Raw genomic sequence first — 16,947 nt, 5'->3', positions numbered from 1 at the left:
ATCGACTCGGGTTCCTTGAGGTTGGGGTGTCCGATGGCTTGGGATGCCGCGGTTTGCTGGAAGCCGAGTCGATCAAGGACGCGGCGCGGCGCTGAGGGCCGGGAACGGGTGTCACGCGTGGCGGGCCGGTAACGTCGGGCCGGTGTCTGACACTCTGCCGCTCCGCCTCGTGCTGGCCTCTGCCAGTCCTGCTCGCCGAAAGTCGCTCCGGGCCGCCGGCATCGAGCCGGACGTGCTGGTCAGCGGGGTGGACGAATCCCTGGTGGTGAGCGATCGGGCTGAGGATCTCTGCCTGGAGTTGGCCCGGCTCAAGGCCGAGGCGGTGCTCACCCGGCTGAATCTGACCGCCACGGCGAACAGCTCAACCACCAACGCCAAAGACACCACCACCACCGGAGACACCGCAAGCACCAGCACCGCAAGCACCAGCACCAGCACCAGCACCAGCACCAGCACCGTCAGTCAGCGGACCCTGGTTATCGGGTGTGACTCGGTGCTCGAGTTCGACGGGGAGATTCTTGGCAAGCCCGCCGATTCGGCGGACGCCACCCGTCGTTGGTTGCGGATGCGCGGGCGCAGTGGGGTCCTGCACAGCGGACACTGCCTGATCGACGGTGTCGCCGGGCGGCGAGCGGAGGCAGTCGCGTCGACGGTCGTCCACTTTGCCGACATCAGTGACGACGAGATCGCCGCGTACGTCGCCACGGGTGAGCCGTTGGCGGTGGCGGGCGCGTTCACCATCGACGGGTTGGGCGGGCCGTTCGTGGAGCGGATCGAGGGTGACCCGGGAACCGTCGTCGGGTTGTCCATGCCGTTGCTGCGTCGGCTCCTCGCCGAACTGGGTCTGGAGATCACGGACTTGTGGACAAAGGTCGCGCCGGGCGGCCAATCGGTCGAGCCGCTCGGTAACGTCCATTCATGACCACGAAGTCGATCCCGCTCACCGACGAGTTGCACGCCTACCTGGTCGCGCACGGCGCGCCGCCGGACGAGATCATTCGGGATCTGGCCGAGGAGACCCGGTCGGTGCTGCCCGAGCACGCCAGCATGCAGGTGGCGCCGGAGCAGGCCGCGTTCCTGACGTTCCTGACCCGGCTGCTCGACGTACGGCAGGCCGTCGAGGTCGGCACGTTCACCGGCCTGTCGGCGCTGGCCATCGCCCGGGGGTTGCCCGAGGGAGGGCGGCTGACCTGCTTCGACATCTCCGAGGAGTACACCGGGATCGCCCGGCGTTACTGGTCCCGCGCCGGGGTGCAGGACCGCATCGAGCTGCGCATCGGCCCGGCCGGCGACACGCTGCGGGAGCTGCCGCAGGAGCGCCACCTGGACTTCGCGTTCATCGACGCTGACAAGACCGGGTACCCGGTCTACTGGGCCGAGTTGGTGCCGCGAATGCGGCCGGGCGGGGTGATCGCCGTCGACAACGTGCTGCGCGGCGGGCGGGTGATCGCGCCTCAGGACGTCAACGACCGGGCCATCGCGGCGTTCAACGACGAGGTGCTGGCCGACGTACGGGTCGACCCGGTGATGCTGCCCATCGCCGACGGCCTCACCCTCGCCCGGGTGCGCTGACCACCGCTCTGATCCACTCGGGTTCCTGAAAATCGTGGCATCCCAGGCCGTAGGACACCCCAAGTTCCAGGAACCCGAGTCGATCAAGCCCGAGCGATCAAGCCCGAGCCGATCAAGCCGAAGCCCGCGCCCCGGGGCCAGTCCGGCCCCGGGGCGGGCGTCAGCGGACGCTGCGGGCGAACTGGCGGGCGGCCCAGAAGACGCCCAGCGCGGCGAGAACCGCGGTGATGGTCAGGCCCTGCCAGACCTTGTCGCTGCCCAGGTCACCGGCGAACAGCGCCCGGGTGCCGTCGACCGCCCAGGAGAACGGGTTCCAGTCGGCGATGCCCTGCAACCAGCCGGGCGCGAAGGTCAGCGGCAGCAGGATGCCGGAGAGCAGCAGCACCGGCTGCGCCACGGTGTTCATCAGCGGGGCCAGCGCGTCCTCGCTCTTGACCTTGAGTGCGACGCCGTAGGAGACGGCCGAGGTCATGAGCGCGATGAGGGCGAGCATCAGGTACGCCAGGAGCAGGTCACCGATGAACACCCGCAGGTCGAACAGGAGCGCCAGCAGGGTGATGATGACGGCCTGCACGACGAGTGAGACCACGTCGCGCAGCGAGCGCCCGAGCAGCAGTGCCAGGCGGCTGATCGGGGTGACCCGGGAGCGTTCGATGACGCCGGCGCGCAGCTCGGCGATCAGGCCGAAGCCCTGGAACAGGCCGCCGAAGATGGCGAGCAGCACCAGCAGGCCGGGTACGAAGATCTTGTAGGCGGCGGCCTGGGTGGGCGCGTTCAGGGCCGGCTTGAGCAGGGGGGCGAAGAGCAGCAGGTACATCACCGGCTGGAACACGCCGACGAAGACCCAGACCGGGTTGCGTAGCAGGAGCTGGATCTGCCGCTGGAAGATCAGCCACGTGTCGCGGGCGAATTTCATGAGTCGTCTCTCCGGGGGTCAGGACTCGCGCAGCGAGCGGCCGGTCTTGGTTAGGAAGACGTCGTCCAGGCTGGGCCGGTGCAGCTCGATCGAGCGCAGCTCGAGCCCGGCGTGGTCGAGGCGGCGTAGCACCTGGGGAATGGCGGTGGCGCCCTCGTCGACGTAGAGCCGCAGGCCGCCGTCGTCGGCGGTCTCCAGCTTGTTCACGTACGCCTCGCCGTCGAGCGCCTTCGCGGCCTGCGGCGTGGCGGCCACGTCGAGGCCGACGAGCACCACGTCGCCGGAGATCTCCCGCTTGAGTTCGGCCGGTGTGCCCTCGGCGACGACCTCGCCGTTGTCCATGATCGCGATGCGGTCACAGAGGGCGTCGGCCTCGTCGAGGTAGTGCGTGGTGATGAAGACGGTCATCCCGTCGCTGCGCAGTCGCCGGATCTCGTCCCACATGTGGGCGCGGCTCTGCGGGTCGAGGCCGGTGGTCGGCTCGTCCAGGAAGACGATCTTCGGCTCGTGGATGATGCCGAGCGCGATCTCGACCCGCCGGCGCTGGCCGCCGGAGTAGGTCTTGCACTTGCGGTCGGCGTACTCGGTGAGCTGGAAAGCCTCCAGGGCGCGGACGGCGCGCTGCTGCGCGTCGGCCTTGCCGATGCCGTACATCCGGGCGTGCAGGACCAGCTCCTCGCGGGCGGTCGACTCGTCCCAGGTGCTGCCGCCCTGCGGCACGTACCCGATGCGACGGCGCACCTCCGCCGGGTCCTTGCGCAGATCGGCCCCGGCGATGGTGGCCTCGCCGCCGTCGGGCTCGATCAGCGTGGCGAGCATCCGCAGCGTGGTGGTCTTGCCGGCGCCGTTCGGGCCGAGGAAGCCGAAGATCTCGCCCTCGGCGACCTCGAGGTTGACGCCGCGTACGGCGTCCACCGTCTTCGTCTCTCGACCCGCGCGGGAGCGGAACGACTTCCGCAGCCCCCTGGTCTCGATCATTTCTGCTCCTGGTCGGTCGGGCCGGCCAGTCGAGCCGGCCGTCGTGTGTCGGTCGGACCGGTGGGGCCGGCCGTCGAGTGGGACGACGCCGGACGGCGCACTCCCCCGCTGTGCCGACAGCAGGCTAACGCGATATAGCGCTTGTAGTCAACGTTGATTATTTCGCGTCGCGGTTGAACCGCTCCTCGCCCTCCCGTGGACCCGACCAACCCTCGGCGTTCGCCAGTTCAGCAGGCAGGTACGACACACCGGACTCGATCCGCTCCGCGATGCGCTCACACCAGCTCAGCTCCGCCTCCGCCCGCGCCGACCACAGCTCGAACATCCAACTGACGTGCACCGGCTTGGTGTTACGCACCCAGTCCGACTCAAGCGAGGCGCGCATCGACTCCATGCCGGCCCGCAGCAGGTTGGCCCGGTTGCGCAGCGCCGCCGCCGCCTCGGACCGGGGCATCGCGGGCAGGAACGAGAAGGCCGCGGTGAAGGGGTCGACGGGCTCGGTGAAGTTCCACCAGAAGTTGCGCAGCAGGGTCTCGAACTCGTCGTCTCCCTTCGGGGTGACCTCGTAGGTCGTACGCGCCGGACGGGCGCCGACCTGCTCGGTGGCGACGGCCCGCAGCAGCCCTTCCTCGGTGAGCTTGCGCAGCGCGTGGTAGATCGAGCCGGGCTGCACGTTCGCCCACTTGTCGGCGCTCCAGCTCAGCAGCTCACGGCGCACGTCGTAGCCGTGCACGGGCTGCATCCACCGCACCAGGCCGAGGATCATCATCCGAGTCGCAGACACCAGCCAAGCGTAATAGCCAAGTTTGACTAAACCAGTGCCCCATCCCACACTGAGCGATCGTTAGGGGTCGCCCGGGCCGGCCGATACACTCCCCGTCAGTAACCTGCCGGGAGGAGCCACGAAGGTGCGCAAGGTACTGATCGCCAACCGCGGCGAGATCGCCGTCCGGGTCATCCGCGCCTGTCGTGACGCCGGCCTGGGCAGCGTCGCCGTGTACGCGGACTCCGACCGCGACGCCCTGCACGCCACCCTCGCGGACGAGGCGTACGCGCTCGGCGGAGACAGCGCGACCGACACGTACCTGCGCATCGACAAGCTGCTCGACGTCGCCGCCCGGGCCGACGCCGACGCCGTGCACCCGGGCTACGGCTTCCTCAGTGAGAACGCCGACTTCGCCCAGGCCGTCATCGACGCCGGGCTGACCTGGATCGGTCCGACCCCGCAGGCGATCCGCGACCTGGGCGACAAGGTGACCGCCCGGCACATCGCCCAGCGCGCCGGCGCGCCGCTGGTCCCCGGCACCCCGGACCCGGTGGGCAGCCCGGACGAGGTGATGGCGTTCGCCGTCGACCACGGCCTGCCGGTCGCCATCAAGGCGGCCTTCGGCGGCGGCGGTCGGGGCCTGAAGGTCGCCCGCACCATGGAGGAGATCCCCCAGCTCTTCGAGTCGGCCACCCGCGAGGCCGTCGCGGCGTTCGGTCGGGGCGAGTGCTTCGTTGAGCGCTACCTGGACCAGCCCCGCCACGTCGAGGCGCAGGTCCTCGCCGACCAGCACGGCAACGTGATCGTGGTGGGCACCCGGGACTGCTCGTTGCAGCGCCGGCACCAGAAGCTCGTGGAGGAGGCTCCCGCGCCGTTCCTCACCGACGCACAGCGCGCCCAGATCCACGAGAGCGCCAAGGCGATCTGCCGCGAGGCCGGCTACCACGGCGCCGGCACGGTGGAGTACCTGGTCGGCAAGGACGGCACGATCTCCTTCCTGGAGGTCAACACGCGACTCCAGGTCGAGCACCCGGTCACCGAGGAGACCGCCGGCATCGACCTGGTCCGCGAGCAGTTTCGGATCGCCGACGGCGGGAAGCTGCGGATCACCGAGGACCCGACGCCGCGCGGGCACGCCATCGAGTTCCGGATCAACGGCGAGGACCCGGGCCGCAACTTCCTCCCCGCGCCCGGCACGGTCACGGCGCTGCGCCTGCCCAGCGGCCCGGGCGTGCGGGTCGACACCGGCATCTCGGCCGGCGACGTGATCGGCGGCAACTTCGACTCGCTGCTCGCCAAGGTGATCATCATCGGTGAGACGCGCACCGAGGCGCTGGAGCGCGCCCGCCGCGCCCTCGACGAGATGGTCGTCGAGGGCATGGCCACCGCGCTGCCGTTCCACCGGCTCGTCGTGCGGGACGAGGCGTTCACCACCGAGCCGTTCACCGTGCACACCCGGTGGATCGAGACCGAGTTCCACAACACCGTGCCGCCGTTCGCCGCCGCCGCCGGCGCCGCCGACGCGCCGGCCGAACGCGACACCGTCGTGGTCGAGGTCGGCGGCAAGCGCATCGAGGTCAGCCTCCCCGCCGGCTTCGGCGGGAGTACGACCGCAGCCTCAACCGCCTCCCGCAAGCCGACCCGGCGCGGGGGTGGCGCCAAGGCCGGCGTACCGGTCGGCGGCGACGCGCTCACCTCCCCGATGCAGGGCACCATCGTCAAGATCGCGGTCGCCGACGGCGACACGGTGGCCGAGGGCGATCTGGTGGTGGTGCTCGAGGCGATGAAGATGGAGCAGCCGTTGCACGCCCACAAGGCGGGTACGGTCAGCGGGCTCGCCGCCGAGGTCGGTGCCGTGATCACGGCGGGCGCGCCCATCTGCACCATCTCCTGACCTCTTGCTGGCGGTTTGTCCGCGCAGGTGGGTTCGCTGAGGGTGGTTTGCCGCACCGAGGTGGGCGCGGGCGGCCGTGGGCGGGAATGATGGCCGGGTGCGGTTCCTTTCCGGCGCGGCCCCCGCGCACGACCTGACCTACACCGACGTCTTCATGGCGCCGGCCCGCTCCGACCTCGGCTCCCGCCTGGACGTGGACCTCTCCACCGGCGACGGCACGGGCACCACCATCCCGCTGGTGGTGTCGAACATGACGGCGGTCGCCGGCCGGCGGATGGCCGAGACGGTGGCCCGTCGGGGCGCGATCACGGTGATCCCGCAGGACATCCCGATCGAGGTCGTGGCGAACGTCGTCTCCTGGGTCAAGCAGCGGCACCTGGTCTACGACACGCCCATCACCCTGGGCCCGACCGAGACCGTCGGCGACGCGATCCACCTGCTGCCCAAGCGGTCGCACGGCGCGGTGATCGTGGTCGACGAGGCCGGCCGGCCGGTGGGCGTGGTCACCGAGGCGGACACCGTGGGCGTGGACAGGTTCGCCCAACTGCGACACGTCATGTCGACCGAGCTGCACACCGTGCCGGCGGACGCGGACCCGCGTACCGGCTTCGAGAGGCTCTCCGCCGGCCGACGTCGACTCGCTCCGGTGGTGGACGCCGACGGCCGGCTGGTCGGGGTGCTCACCCGGCAGGGCGCGTTGCGGGCCACCCTCTACACGCCGGCCGTGGACGACCGGGGTCGGCTGCGCATCGCGGCGGCGGTCGGCATCAACGGGGACGTCACCGGCAAGGCCGCCGCGCTGCTCGAAGCCGGGGTGGACACGCTCGTCGTGGACACCGCGCACGGCCACCAGGCCCGGATGATCTCGGCGTTGCAGGCGGTCCGCAAGCTGGACCCGGGCGTACCCGTGGCGGCCGGCAACGTGGTCACCGCCGAAGGCGTACGCGACCTGGTCGAAGCCGGCGCGGACATCATCAAGGTCGGTGTCGGCCCGGGCGCGATGTGCACCACCCGGATGATGACCGGAGTGGGCCGGCCGCAGTTCTCCGCCGTCCTCGACTGCTCGACGGCCGCCCGGCAGCTGGGCCGGCACGTCTGGGCCGACGGCGGCGTACGCCACCCCCGCGACGTGGCGCTCGCGCTCGCCGCCGGCGCGTCGAACGTGATGATCGGCTCCTGGTTCGCCGGCACCTACGAGTCCCCCGGTGACCTCTACACCGAACCGGACGGGCGGCGGTACAAGGAGAGCTTCGGGATGGCCTCGGCGCGGGCGGTCAGCGCCCGTACGGCCGACGACAGCCCGTACGACCGGGCTCGCAAGGCCGTGTTCGAGGAGGGCATCTCCTCGGCCCGGATGTACCTGGACCCGCACCGCCCCGGCGTCGAGGACCTGATCGACGAGATCATTGCCGGGGTACGCAGTGCCTTCACCTACGCCGGCGCCCGCAACCTGACGCAGTTCCACGAGCGGGCGATAGTCGGTGTCCAGAGCGCCGCCGGCTACACCGAAGGAATGCCCCTCCCCACCAGCTGGTAAGACCCCACCCGCCGACGGTCAAGCGCGTCGGGGGTGTTTGCTGGGGCGTTCAGGAGTTGGCGATCTGCTTTCGGTGACGCCGTAATTGGCCTGGTAGTACGTCGGGGCTACTGATGATGGGATGCGTGCCACCTCGGGTTGCCAGCTGGCGCTGGTGATGCTCATGGAGTCCGTCTGTCGTGTTGTGTAGCTGATGGCTTGCTGGTCGACGCTGCTGTTGCCGTACTGGATGGTCGATGTGGCGGGGGTGGGGGCGTAGTCGTGGTAGGACATGCTCGGGCCGGCGGGGTTGAAGGCGGGACCGTTGCTGTCCGCGAACCGGGTGTAGGGGGACGCGTAGGTGGGCGGGTAGGGGGAGACGTAAGGGGTCGGCTCGTTGACGCCGTATAACGCGGTCGCGCCGTATTGGGCCGGGTACTGACTGACCTCGGGCAAGGGGTAGGGATTCTGGGGTGTGAATGATGACTGAGCCGCGACCGAATAGGAATAGGAATTGGTGTTCGCTGGCAACTGGTTGTGTGGCGGGTCGATGACCTGTTCGTACTGGTGCGCCTCGACCGGCACTCTCGGTCTCCATCCCTCGGGCAGTGGGATCCTGCCTGGCACCGCGATCCGCGGGTCGCCCCTCGGGGGCAGGCGGTCGGGGTTTGGCTGCAGGGTGGAGTAACTGCCGTCTATGTTCAGGGTGAACGAACGTCTGGGCAGTCCGTGGGCATCGGTGAAATCGCTCACCACCGGCTGGCTCAGAAGCCTGGCGTTGGGATTGGCGAGTCGGCCGGTGGCGTCAGCCCAGGCCGCGATGAGTGGCTGATCGACGATGCCGGGGTTGTCGATGACCGCCTGATAGGCCACCGCTACGAACGCTCGCGGCGGCCAGCCGGCGGGCGGGTTAAGTCGCCGAGCTGCCGCGAGCCTCGGGTCGGCACCACCGGGGGCAAGCTCAGGATGGTCTGTCAGGAAGTGTCTTCTGCCAAGCTGCTCAGACGTGTAATAGCCGGGGGGCAGCCCGTGCGACCGCGCAAAGTCATCCAACACTCCCTGACTCATAATAGCGAGGCTGTTGGCTTTAGGGTTCCTTCGGCCTGTCGCATGTGTCCAGGTCACCACGATGCGGGGGTCGGCGACGCCCGGCTTGTCGATGATCACCTGATAGGCCGCCGGGGTGAATACCAGCCGCCAGCTGGCGGGTGGGTCAAGTCGCCGAGCTGCCGCGGACATCGGGTCGGCACCACCGGGGGCAAGATTAGGATGCTTCCCCAGGAAATATTCCGTGCCCTTCGACTCCAGTGTGTAGTAGCCGACGGGGAGCCCGTGCGACTGGGCAAAGTCACCCAACACTGCCGAGCTCAACTGATCGGTTCCACTGGCGTAACGTGAAAGTCGGCCCGACCTGTGTGCCCAGAGCATCGCGATGCTGGGATCGGCGAGGCCCGGGCTGTCGATGATCTGCTGGAAGGCCATCGGCGTATAAGCGGGGGCTGGGGCGGGTCGTTGAGGCATGCTTCTGGTCCCCTCGCGCGGGTGGTCGCTGTCTAGCTCCCCAACGGGGCGTCCACGACGAAGGTTCAACACGAAACGGGCCCACCCGAATCAGTGCCTGCCGCTGCTCCGCACACGGCGCTAACGCGTCACTCTCGACCTCGCCGTCCAGCCACCGCTACACCACGACCCATCCCACGCCGCCTCGCGACGCGGGATGCTGCCGCGTGTCTACGTACGGTTGGACTCTCGGGTTAGGCGGCCCAAGACTTCGCGGGCTGCCTTGCCGGGGTTGCCGCCTACGCGGTCCGGTAGGGCGCCGGCCAGCCACAGGGTGGCGAATCCATGGGCGATGGACCAGGCGGCGAGCGGGTCCAGGCCGGTGTCGCCGGATGCGCCACGGGCGGCCACCCCCGCGCGGAGTGCCGTCCCGGCCCGCTCGCGGGCGGCGGTCAGCTCGGGGTCGTCGACCCGGTGCAGCTCGGGCCGGAACATCACCTCGAAGTAGGCGCGGTGCGCCACGGCGAAGTCCACGTACGCGACGCCGGCCGTCAGCAGGTCGTCGCCGGCGGCGACCAGCACCTGCGCCAACCGGTCGAAGCCCTCCGCGGCGAGGACGGTGAGTAGCCCCGCCTTGTCACCGAAGTGGTGCGCGGGCGCGGCGTGCGAGACACCGGCCCGACGAGCCAGGTCGCGCAGGCTCAGCGCGGCGGGTCCGACCTCCTCGATCGCCTCCAGCGCCGCGACGAGCAGGGCGCGGCGAAGGTCGCCGTGGTGGTACGCACGCGTCTCGGTCATGGGCTGCTGCTCCCGACGACCGCCCGCCTCGCGGCGGCCGGGCTGGGCCTGCTCATGCTCGCGATGTTCCCGGCGAACGCCTCGGCCGCACGCCGGAGGCTGACCCTCGCCGGACGCCCGGTCACCCCACTGGGTCAGCGCACGATCCTGCAACTTGTGTTCGTCGCCATCGCTGTGGCTATTTCGTTTGGCCCCTGACTATCAGGGGGCTAATCTGCTCTCGTGGAACTCATCACCCTCCAGGATGTGCCGCTGGGACGACTACTGGTCGTGGCCGGGCACCTCGTCGGGCAGCGCTGGAACCGCTTCCTCGCCGAGGAGCACGGCCTCACCCAGGCCGGCATGATCACCCTGATGACGCTCGCCCGGCACGGCGAGCTGCCCCACCGCCAGGTCGCCGAGAAGGGGTTCGTCCGCCCGGCGACCCTGACCGGCATCGTCGACACCCTCGAACGCGACGGCCTGGTCGAGCGCCAGCGCGACGACAGCGACCGGCGCAGCATCCGACTCGCGATCACCCCCGCCGGCCGGGAGCGGGTGGCCGCGCTCGGCGCTCTCATGCACTCCGGACGCCCGCTCACCTCTGTCGACGCCGACCCGGCGAAGGCCCAGGTGATCCGGGAGTTCCTACTCGAAGTCATCGGCAGCGGCCACGACCCGCAGATGACCGGACGACCCACCGACGCGGAGGAAACGTCGTGCTGATCCGACTGTTGCGCGGCCAACTGCGCCCGTACTCCAGACCACTAGCGGCGGTGGTGCTGCTCCAGTTCGTGGGCACCATGGCCTCGCTCTACCTGCCCAGCCTCAACGCCGACATCATCGACAGGGGCGTGGCCCGGGGCGACACCGGCTACATCGTGCAGACCGGCGGCTGGATGCTGCTGGTCAGTCTGATCCAGATCGTCTGCTCGATCGCGGCCGTCTACCTGGGCGCGCAGGTCGCCATGGGCTTCGGCCGGGACGTCCGCGCCCGGCTGTTCTCGCACGTCAACAGCTTCTCCGCCCGCGAGGTGGCCCGGTTCGGGGCGCCGTCGCTGATCACCCGCAACACCAACGACGTCCAACAGGTGCAGATGCTCGTACTGATGAGCTGCACCATGCTGGTCGCCGCACCGATCATGAGCGTCGGTGGGGTGGTCATGGCGCTGCGCGAGGACATCGGGCTCTCCTGGCTGATGCTGGTCAGCGTGCCGGTGCTGGCCGTCGCGCTGAGCGCGATCATCCGCCGGATGGTGCCGGGCTTCCGGCTGATGCAGACCCGGATCGACACGGTCAACCGGGTGCTGCGCGAGCAGATCACCGGCATCCGGGTGGTCCGCGCGTTCGTCCGCGAGCCGTACGAGACGCAGCGCTTCGGCGTCGCCAACGCCGACCTGACCGCCACCGCCCTGCGTACCGGACGGTTGTTGGCGTTGATCTTCCCGGTGGTCATGCTGGTGCTCAACGTGTCCAGCGTGGCGGTGCTCTGGTTCGGCGCGCAGCGGGTCGACTCCGGCGCGATCCAGATCGGCGCGCTCACCGCCTTCCTGGCGTACCTGATGCAGATCCTGATGGCCGTCATGATGGCCACCTTCATGCTGATGATGGTGCCCCGGGCGGCCGTCTGCGCCGAACGCATCGTCGAGGTGCTGGACACCGACTCCTCGGTGGTCCCCGCCGCCACGCCGGTCACCGAGCTGCCCAGCCGGGCCGAGTTGGAGCTGCGCGGGGTGCGATTCCAGTACCCGGGCGCGGTCGAGGCGGTGCTGCGGGACATCTCCTTCCGCGCCACCGCCGGCACCACGACGGCGATCATCGGCAGCACCGGCGCCGGCAAGACGACCCTGCTGTCGCTCGTCCCGCGCCTGGTCGACGTGACCGACGGCGCGGTGCTTGTCGACGGGGTCGACGTACGCGAGTTGGAACCCGACGAGCTGTGGCGACGCATCGGGTTGGTGCCGCAGCGGCCATACCTGTTCACCGGCACCGTCGCCAGCAACCTGCGCTACGGCAACCCGGACGCCACGGACGAGGAGCTGTGGGCGGCGTTGGAGATCGCCCAGGCCCGGGACTTCGTGGCCCAGATGCCCGGCGGGCTGGACGCGCCGATCGCGCAGGGTGGCAGCACTGTCTCCGGCGGGCAGCGCCAACGCCTGGCCATCGCCCGGGCACTGGTCCGGCAGCCGGAGATCTACCTGTTCGACGACTCGTTCTCCGCGCTGGACCTCGGCACCGACGCCCGGCTGCGGGCGGCGCTGCGGCCGATCACCGCGCAGTCCGCAGTGGTGATCGTGGCCCAGCGGGTGTCCACGATCGTCGACGCCGACCAGATCATCGTGCTCGAGAACGGAGGGGTCGTCGGAGTGGGACGACATGCGGAGTTGCTGGAGACCTGCCCGACGTACGCCGAGATTGTGGCCTCCCAGCAGACGGCGGAGGTGGCGGCGTGAGCGAGCAGAACGAGCCGCGAGCCGCGGCCGTACCCAATCAGAAGGCCGGCGGCGGCGGGCAGACGCCGAAGCGGCTGCCGGCGGGCCGACCCGGCGGCGGCCCGCCCTGGATGAGCGCGGGGATGCCCGCCGAGAAGTCGATGAACTTCGGACCGTCGGCGCGACGGTTGCTCGGCCGGCTGCGCCCGCACCGCCTGCACCTGGGCGCGATCATCACCCTCGCCTTGGTGAGTGTCGGTTTCAGCGTGGCCGGTCCGAAGATCCTGGGCCACGCCACCGACCTCATCTTCAACGGCGTCATCGGTCGGCGACTGGAGCCGGGCACGACCGTCGACCAGGCCGTCGCCGGGGCGCGGGCCAGCGGCAACGAGAGTTTCGCCGACATGCTGACCCGGATGCACGTGGTGCCCGGCGTGGGCATCGACTTCGACGCGCTGGCGCGGGTGCTGCTGTTGGCGCTCGGGCTCTACCTGGCGTCGAGCGTGCTGGCCTGGTGGCAGGGCTGGCTGCTCAACGGGGTGGTCCAGCGCACGGTGCTGCGGCTGCGTGCCGAGGTGGAGGAGAAGCTCAACCGACTGCCCCTGCCCTACTTCGACCGGCAGCCGCGCGGTGAGCTGCTCAGCCGGGTCACCAACGACATCGACAACATCTCCACCAGCCTCCAGCAGACCCTCAGTCAGCTGCTCACCTCGCTGCTGACCGTGATCGGCGTGCTGGCCGTGATGTTCTGGATCTCGCCGCTGCTGGCCCTGGTGGCACTCGTCGCGGTGCCCCTGTCGGTGCTGGTCACCCAGCGCATCGCCAAGCGGTCGCAGAAGCAGTTCATCGCGCAGTGGACGCACACCGGCGCGTTGAACGGCCAGATCGAGGAGGCGTACACCGGGCACGAGCTGGTGAAGGTCTTCGGCCGGCAGCGCGAGGTGGAGGCCGCCTTCCACGCGAAGAACGAGGAACTGTTCCGAGCGAGCTTCGGCGCGCAGTTCATCTCCGGGATCATCATGCCGTCGATGATGTTCATCGGAAACCTGAGCTATGTGGCGATCGCCGTGGTCGGCGGGCTGCGGGTGGCCTCCGGGGCGATGAGCCTCGGTGACGTGCAGGCGTTCATCCAGTACTCCCGCCAGTTCACCCAGCCACTGACCCAGCTCGCGTCGATGGCCAACCTGCTCCAGTCCGGGGTGGCGTCGGCCGAACGGGTCTTCGCGGTGCTCGACGCCGACGAGCAGAGCCCCGACCCGGTCGAGCCGGCCCGGATCGCCGACCCGCACGGCCGCGTCGAGTTCGCGCACGTCTCCTTCCGGTACACGCCGGACAAGCCGCTGATCGACGACCTGTCGCTGGTCGCCGAGCCGGGGTACACCGTGGCGATCGTCGGCCCGACCGGCGCCGGCAAGACCACCCTGGTCAACCTGATCATGCGCTTCTACGAGCTGGACGCCGGACGGATCACGCTCGACGGGGTGGACATCACCACGATGCGCCGCGACGACCTGCGTGGCCGGATCGGCATGGTGCTCCAGGACACCTGGCTGTTCGGCGGCACCATTCGCGACAACATCGCCTACGGCCGGCCCGACGCCACCGAGGAGGAGATCGTCGCCGCGGCCCGGGCCACCTTCGTGGACCGGTTCGTGCGCAGCCTGCCCGACGGCTACGACACGGTCATCGACGAGGAGGGCAGCAACGTCAGCGCCGGCGAGAAGCAGCTCATCACCATCGCCCGGGCGTTCCTCGCCGAGCCGTCCCTGCTCATCCTGGACGAGGCAACCAGCTCGGTGGACACCCGTACCGAGGTGCTGCTCCAGCGGGCGATGGCGGCGCTGCGCTCGGACCGGACGAGCTTCGTCATCGCGCACCGGCTCTCCACCATCCGCGACGCCGACCTGATCCTGATGATGGAGGAGGGTCGCATCGTCGAGCAGGGCACCCACGAGCAGTTGCTCGCCGCCCACGGCGCGTACCACCGGCTCTATCGTTCCCAGTTCACCGGCGCGGCGGTCGACGAGGAGTCGGCCACCGCCGCTCAACCGGCGTCGGTCTAGTCATGTCAGCCCGGGAGCAGATCCGCCGAGCGGGTGGCCACCTGCCCGCCGATCAGGGCGAGCGCGGCGTCGGCCGGCATCGGAGCCAGGGCCCGGCCGTCGCGCAGCCGGAGGGCGAGCGCGCCGGCTGCGGCCTCCCGGGCACCCAGGACCCCGAGGTACGGGACGCGGCGGCGGGCCGCGTCCCGGACCCGGGCGCCCAGCGAGCCGGCGGCGTCGACCTCGACCCGCAGCCCGGCGTCGACGGCCCGCCGGGCCAGGTCGGCAGCCGCGCCGGCCTGCCCGTCGTCCACCGGCAGCACCACCAACTGGACGGGCGCGTACCAGGCCGGGAACGCGCCCTCGTGCGCCTCGATCAGGTACGCGAACAGCCGTTCCATGCTGCCGACCAGGCTGCGGTGCAGCATCACCGGCCGACGCCGACTGCCGTCCGAGTCGGTGTACGACAGGTCGAACCGCTCCGGCTTGTCGAAGTCCACCTGGATGGTGGAGATGGTCGACTCCCGGCCGGCCGCGTCGACGATCTGGATGTCGATCTTCGGCCCGTAGAAGGCGGCCTCGCCCGCCGCCTCGACGTACTCCACCCCGGCCAGCGCGCCCCGCAGCAGGACCTCGGCGCGGGCCCACTGCGCGTCGTCGCCGACGTACTTCTCGCCCGGTCCGCGCAGCGACAGCCGGAACCCCGCCGGGCGTACGCCGAGCGCGGCGTGCGCGGCGCGGATCAGCCCGAGGATCTCGGCGACCTCCGCGCCGACCTGCTCGGGGGCGCAGAAGATGTGCGCGTCGTTGAGCGAGATGGCGCGTACCCGGGACAGGCCGCCGAGCACGCCGGAACGCTCCGAGCGGTACATCCCGCCCAGTTCGGCGATCCGCAGCGGCAACTCCCGGTAGGAGCGGCCCCGGGCGCGGAACACCAACGCGTGGTGCGGGCAGAGTGCCGGCCGGAGCACGAACTCGTCGTCGGCGCTCAGTCGCAGCGGCGGGAACATGTCGTCGGCGAAGTAGCCGAGATGGCCGGAGAGCTCGAAGAGTTCCCGCTTGCCCAGCGGCGGCGAGTAGACGTGCTGGTGGCCGGAGCGGCGCTCCAACTCCCGGACGTACTCCTCGACAGCGTGCCGGGCGGCGGCGCCGGCCGGCAACCAGATCGGCAGGCCGGCGCCGGCCAGCGGGTCGGAGACGAACAGGTCCAGCTCACGGCCGAGCCTACGGTGGTCGATCATGTCGGGCTCCTGGATCGGGTACGACCCGGAGGCGACCTGGACACCGAACGCCGAACTGCCCTCGGGGGCGGATCGCCCCGGGCCTGGTCGACGGTGGTTACGTCAGCGCGGCACGCCGGGGACACCCGGCGTCGTCGTCATCACTACCGCGCTGCGCATGCCGCGACGCTACCCGTCGGGCGGTCGGGGACGCACCCGGATTTGCGGCGGCGGGAAGAGGGGCGGGCCGCCGGCGCGGGACCCGCCGGCGGCCCTGAGCGGCCCGCATCGTCAGGAACGGGGGACCCGGCGTGCTGGGCCGCGCCGACCACGGTACGCCGACGCACGCCGATCCGGCGACCACCTCAGGCCGCGCTGGGACCGTCACCAGCGGGACACCTGCCTCGTTGGAACAGGGTGGCCCAGTGGTGTCGGCGGTCACGACGCCCCGGGCCTGTCCACCGTGACGCCGGCCATGCCGTCAGGCTCAAGACACCCAATTGGCCGCATCCGGCGAGGTGGCAGGCGTGCCCGAACTACTGACTGACGTCGCGTCGCCGACGTGGGCGTACCTGGTGCTGCTCGGGCTCCTCGTCGCCGACGCCTTCGTACCCGTCATCCCCACCCAGATCGTCATGATCACCAGTGGCGCGCTGACCGTGTACGGCGGCCTCAGCCTGCCGGTCACCATCGCCGTCGGCGCGCTCGGCGTGTTCGCCGGTGACCTGGCCTGCTACCTGCTCGGGCGGCTCGCCCCGGACCGGCGGGCACCCCGGCACGCGGAGCTCAGCCGCGCCCGCCGCGTCGCCAGCCGGGTCACCCAGGGTCTCCGACAACCCGGCCCGATGGTCATCCTGCTCTGCCGGTTCGTGCCGGGCGGACGGATGGCGGCCTGCTTCTCGGCCGGCCGCAGCCGCTACCCGTACCGGCTGTTCGCGCTCTACGAGATGATCGCCGCGGTGGGCTGGGCCAGCTACGGCGCGTTGATCGGGCACCTGGGCGGCACCGCGCTCACCGAGTCTGCCTGGCGGCTGGCCATCATCGCCGCCGCCGCGGCGGCCGGTTTCGCGGCGGCCGGATGGGCGATGACGCTGGTCAGCGCCCGCCACGCCCGTACTGCAAGCGAAGTCCCCGTCGACTGAGTGTGCACACTCTCCACTCTCCGCGATGTTGCACTTTCGGTCGCGACAAATGTGGTGACTGACCGTATAACGGCGACTGAAAGTGCAAGATCGCGAGGGCGAGGGCGGCCGGCCTCTAGATGATCGATTCCAAGGGATGTGGGACCGCAAGTAGACGCGAGGGCGTCCATGATCGGCGTTGTCTAGGCAACG

The 16,947-nt window shown here is 70.4% G+C and carries 14 protein-coding genes and 1 pseudogene; 9 read left to right on the top strand and 6 right to left on the bottom strand.

Going from position 1 to position 16,947, the window contains the following annotated elements:
• Positions 1-142: 142 nt before the first annotated feature.
• Positions 143-922: a Maf family protein gene (locus ACLQ25_RS27565; RefSeq protein ID WP_425733679.1), complete on the top strand. Its 780-nt coding sequence runs from the start codon at positions 143-145 to the stop codon at positions 920-922.
• A complete protein-coding gene (locus ACLQ25_RS27560) occupies positions 919-1,572 on the top strand; it encodes an O-methyltransferase (RefSeq protein WP_425733678.1) in 654 nt (217 codons plus the stop codon). The genes ACLQ25_RS27565 and ACLQ25_RS27560 overlap by 4 nt, the downstream gene beginning before the upstream one ends.
• 160 nt (positions 1,573-1,732) lie before the next feature.
• Here ACLQ25_RS27560 and ACLQ25_RS27555 read toward each other — a convergent pair whose 3' ends face one another.
• The 3 genes from ACLQ25_RS27555 to ACLQ25_RS27545 all read right to left on the bottom strand — a co-directional run bounded on the left by ACLQ25_RS27555 (position 1,733) and on the right by ACLQ25_RS27545 (position 4,235).
• Positions 1,733-2,488, bottom strand: a complete 756-nt coding sequence (locus tag ACLQ25_RS27555) for an ABC transporter permease (RefSeq protein ID WP_355048901.1) — start codon at positions 2,486-2,488, stop codon at positions 1,733-1,735.
• Positions 2,489-2,506: 18 nt separating this feature from the next.
• A complete protein-coding gene (locus ACLQ25_RS27550) occupies positions 2,507-3,466 on the bottom strand; it encodes an ATP-binding cassette domain-containing protein (RefSeq protein ID WP_425733677.1) in 960 nt (319 codons plus the stop codon).
• Positions 3,467-3,623: 157 nt separating this feature from the next.
• On the bottom strand, positions 3,624-4,235 hold the full coding sequence (locus tag ACLQ25_RS27545; RefSeq protein ID WP_425733695.1) for a PadR family transcriptional regulator: 612 nt from the start codon (positions 4,233-4,235) through the stop codon (positions 3,624-3,626).
• A gap of 139 nt (positions 4,236-4,374) precedes the next feature.
• On the opposite strand from ACLQ25_RS27545, the gene ACLQ25_RS27540 reads away from it, so the two are divergent.
• Together ACLQ25_RS27540 and ACLQ25_RS27535 are read left to right on the top strand one after the other, a co-directional pair.
• Positions 4,375-6,126: an acetyl/propionyl/methylcrotonyl-CoA carboxylase subunit alpha gene (locus ACLQ25_RS27540; protein WP_425733676.1), complete on the top strand. Its 1,752-nt coding sequence runs from the start codon at positions 4,375-4,377 to the stop codon at positions 6,124-6,126.
• A 97-nt stretch (positions 6,127-6,223) separates the two neighbouring features.
• Positions 6,224-7,663: a GuaB1 family IMP dehydrogenase-related protein gene (locus ACLQ25_RS27535; RefSeq protein WP_425733675.1), complete on the top strand. Its 1,440-nt coding sequence runs from the start codon at positions 6,224-6,226 to the stop codon at positions 7,661-7,663.
• An 18-nt stretch (positions 7,664-7,681) separates the two neighbouring features.
• Here the strand turns inward: ACLQ25_RS27535 and ACLQ25_RS27530 are convergent, their stop codons facing one another.
• Both ACLQ25_RS27530 and ACLQ25_RS27525 read right to left on the bottom strand, forming a co-directional pair.
• Entirely contained in the window at positions 7,682-9,124 is a 1,443-nt protein-coding gene (locus tag ACLQ25_RS27530; RefSeq protein WP_425733674.1) for a hypothetical protein, read from the bottom strand.
• A gap of 249 nt (positions 9,125-9,373) precedes the next feature.
• A complete protein-coding gene (locus ACLQ25_RS27525) occupies positions 9,374-9,940 on the bottom strand; it encodes a TetR/AcrR family transcriptional regulator (RefSeq protein ID WP_425733673.1) in 567 nt (188 codons plus the stop codon).
• Between the two features lie 3 nt (positions 9,941-9,943).
• On the opposite strand from ACLQ25_RS27525, the pseudogene ACLQ25_RS27520 reads away from it, so the two are divergent.
• The 4 genes and pseudogenes from ACLQ25_RS27520 to ACLQ25_RS27505 form a co-directional block, all read left to right on the top strand.
• Positions 9,944-10,138: pseudogene (locus tag ACLQ25_RS27520) on the top strand (DoxX family protein); the annotation flags it as partial.
• Between the two features lie 24 nt (positions 10,139-10,162).
• Complete coding sequence (locus tag ACLQ25_RS27515; RefSeq protein ID WP_357130288.1) at positions 10,163-10,645, top strand: MarR family winged helix-turn-helix transcriptional regulator; 483 nt, start codon at positions 10,163-10,165, stop codon at positions 10,643-10,645.
• Positions 10,639-12,372 carry an ABC transporter ATP-binding protein gene (locus ACLQ25_RS27510; protein ID WP_425733672.1) on the top strand — a complete coding sequence of 578 codons (1,734 nt, stop codon included), beginning with the start codon at positions 10,639-10,641 and terminating at the stop codon, positions 12,370-12,372. Before ACLQ25_RS27515 ends, ACLQ25_RS27510 begins: the two co-directional genes overlap by 7 nt.
• 110 nt (positions 12,373-12,482) lie before the next feature.
• Positions 12,483-14,414, top strand: a complete 1,932-nt coding sequence (locus tag ACLQ25_RS27505) for an ABC transporter ATP-binding protein (protein WP_425733694.1) — start codon at positions 12,483-12,485, stop codon at positions 14,412-14,414.
• Positions 14,415-14,419: 5 nt separating this feature from the next.
• Here the strand turns inward: ACLQ25_RS27505 and thrS are convergent, their stop codons facing one another.
• Entirely contained in the window at positions 14,420-15,634 is a 1,215-nt protein-coding gene (thrS, locus tag ACLQ25_RS27500) for a threonine--tRNA ligase (protein WP_425733671.1), read from the bottom strand.
• Between the two features lie 506 nt (positions 15,635-16,140).
• On the opposite strand from thrS, the gene ACLQ25_RS27495 reads away from it, so the two are divergent.
• A complete protein-coding gene (locus ACLQ25_RS27495) occupies positions 16,141-16,755 on the top strand; it encodes a DedA family protein (RefSeq protein ID WP_425733670.1) in 615 nt (204 codons plus the stop codon).
• The last annotated feature ends 192 nt before the right edge of the window (positions 16,756-16,947 follow it).

This window comes from Micromonospora sp. DT44 (assembly GCF_049841635.1).
GTDB lineage: Bacteria > Actinomycetota > Actinomycetes > Mycobacteriales > Micromonosporaceae > Micromonospora.
Note: the sequence above shows the minus strand (reverse complement) of the source record. Positions and strands in the feature narration are given on the sequence as shown.

Coding starts and splice junctions, on each gene's coding strand:
- ACLQ25_RS27560 (WP_425733678.1), top strand. CDS start 919: ATGACCACGAAGTCGATCCCGCTCACCGACGAGTTGCACGCCTACCTG.
- ACLQ25_RS27555 (WP_355048901.1), bottom strand. CDS start 2,488: ATGAAATTCGCCCGCGACACGTGGCTGATCTTCCAGCGGCAGATCCAG.
- ACLQ25_RS27550 (WP_425733677.1), bottom strand. CDS start 3,466: ATGATCGAGACCAGGGGGCTGCGGAAGTCGTTCCGCTCCCGCGCGGGT.
- ACLQ25_RS27545 (WP_425733695.1), bottom strand. CDS start 4,235: ATGATGATCCTCGGCCTGGTGCGGTGGATGCAGCCCGTGCACGGCTAC.
- ACLQ25_RS27530 (WP_425733674.1), bottom strand. CDS start 9,124: ATGGCCTTCCAGCAGATCATCGACAGCCCGGGCCTCGCCGATCCCAGC.
- ACLQ25_RS27525 (WP_425733673.1), bottom strand. CDS start 9,940: ATGACCGAGACGCGTGCGTACCACCACGGCGACCTTCGCCGCGCCCTG.
- ACLQ25_RS27505 (WP_425733694.1), top strand. CDS start 12,483: ATGAGCGCGGGGATGCCCGCCGAGAAGTCGATGAACTTCGGACCGTCG.
- thrS (WP_425733671.1), bottom strand. CDS start 15,634: ATGATCGACCACCGTAGGCTCGGCCGTGAGCTGGACCTGTTCGTCTCC.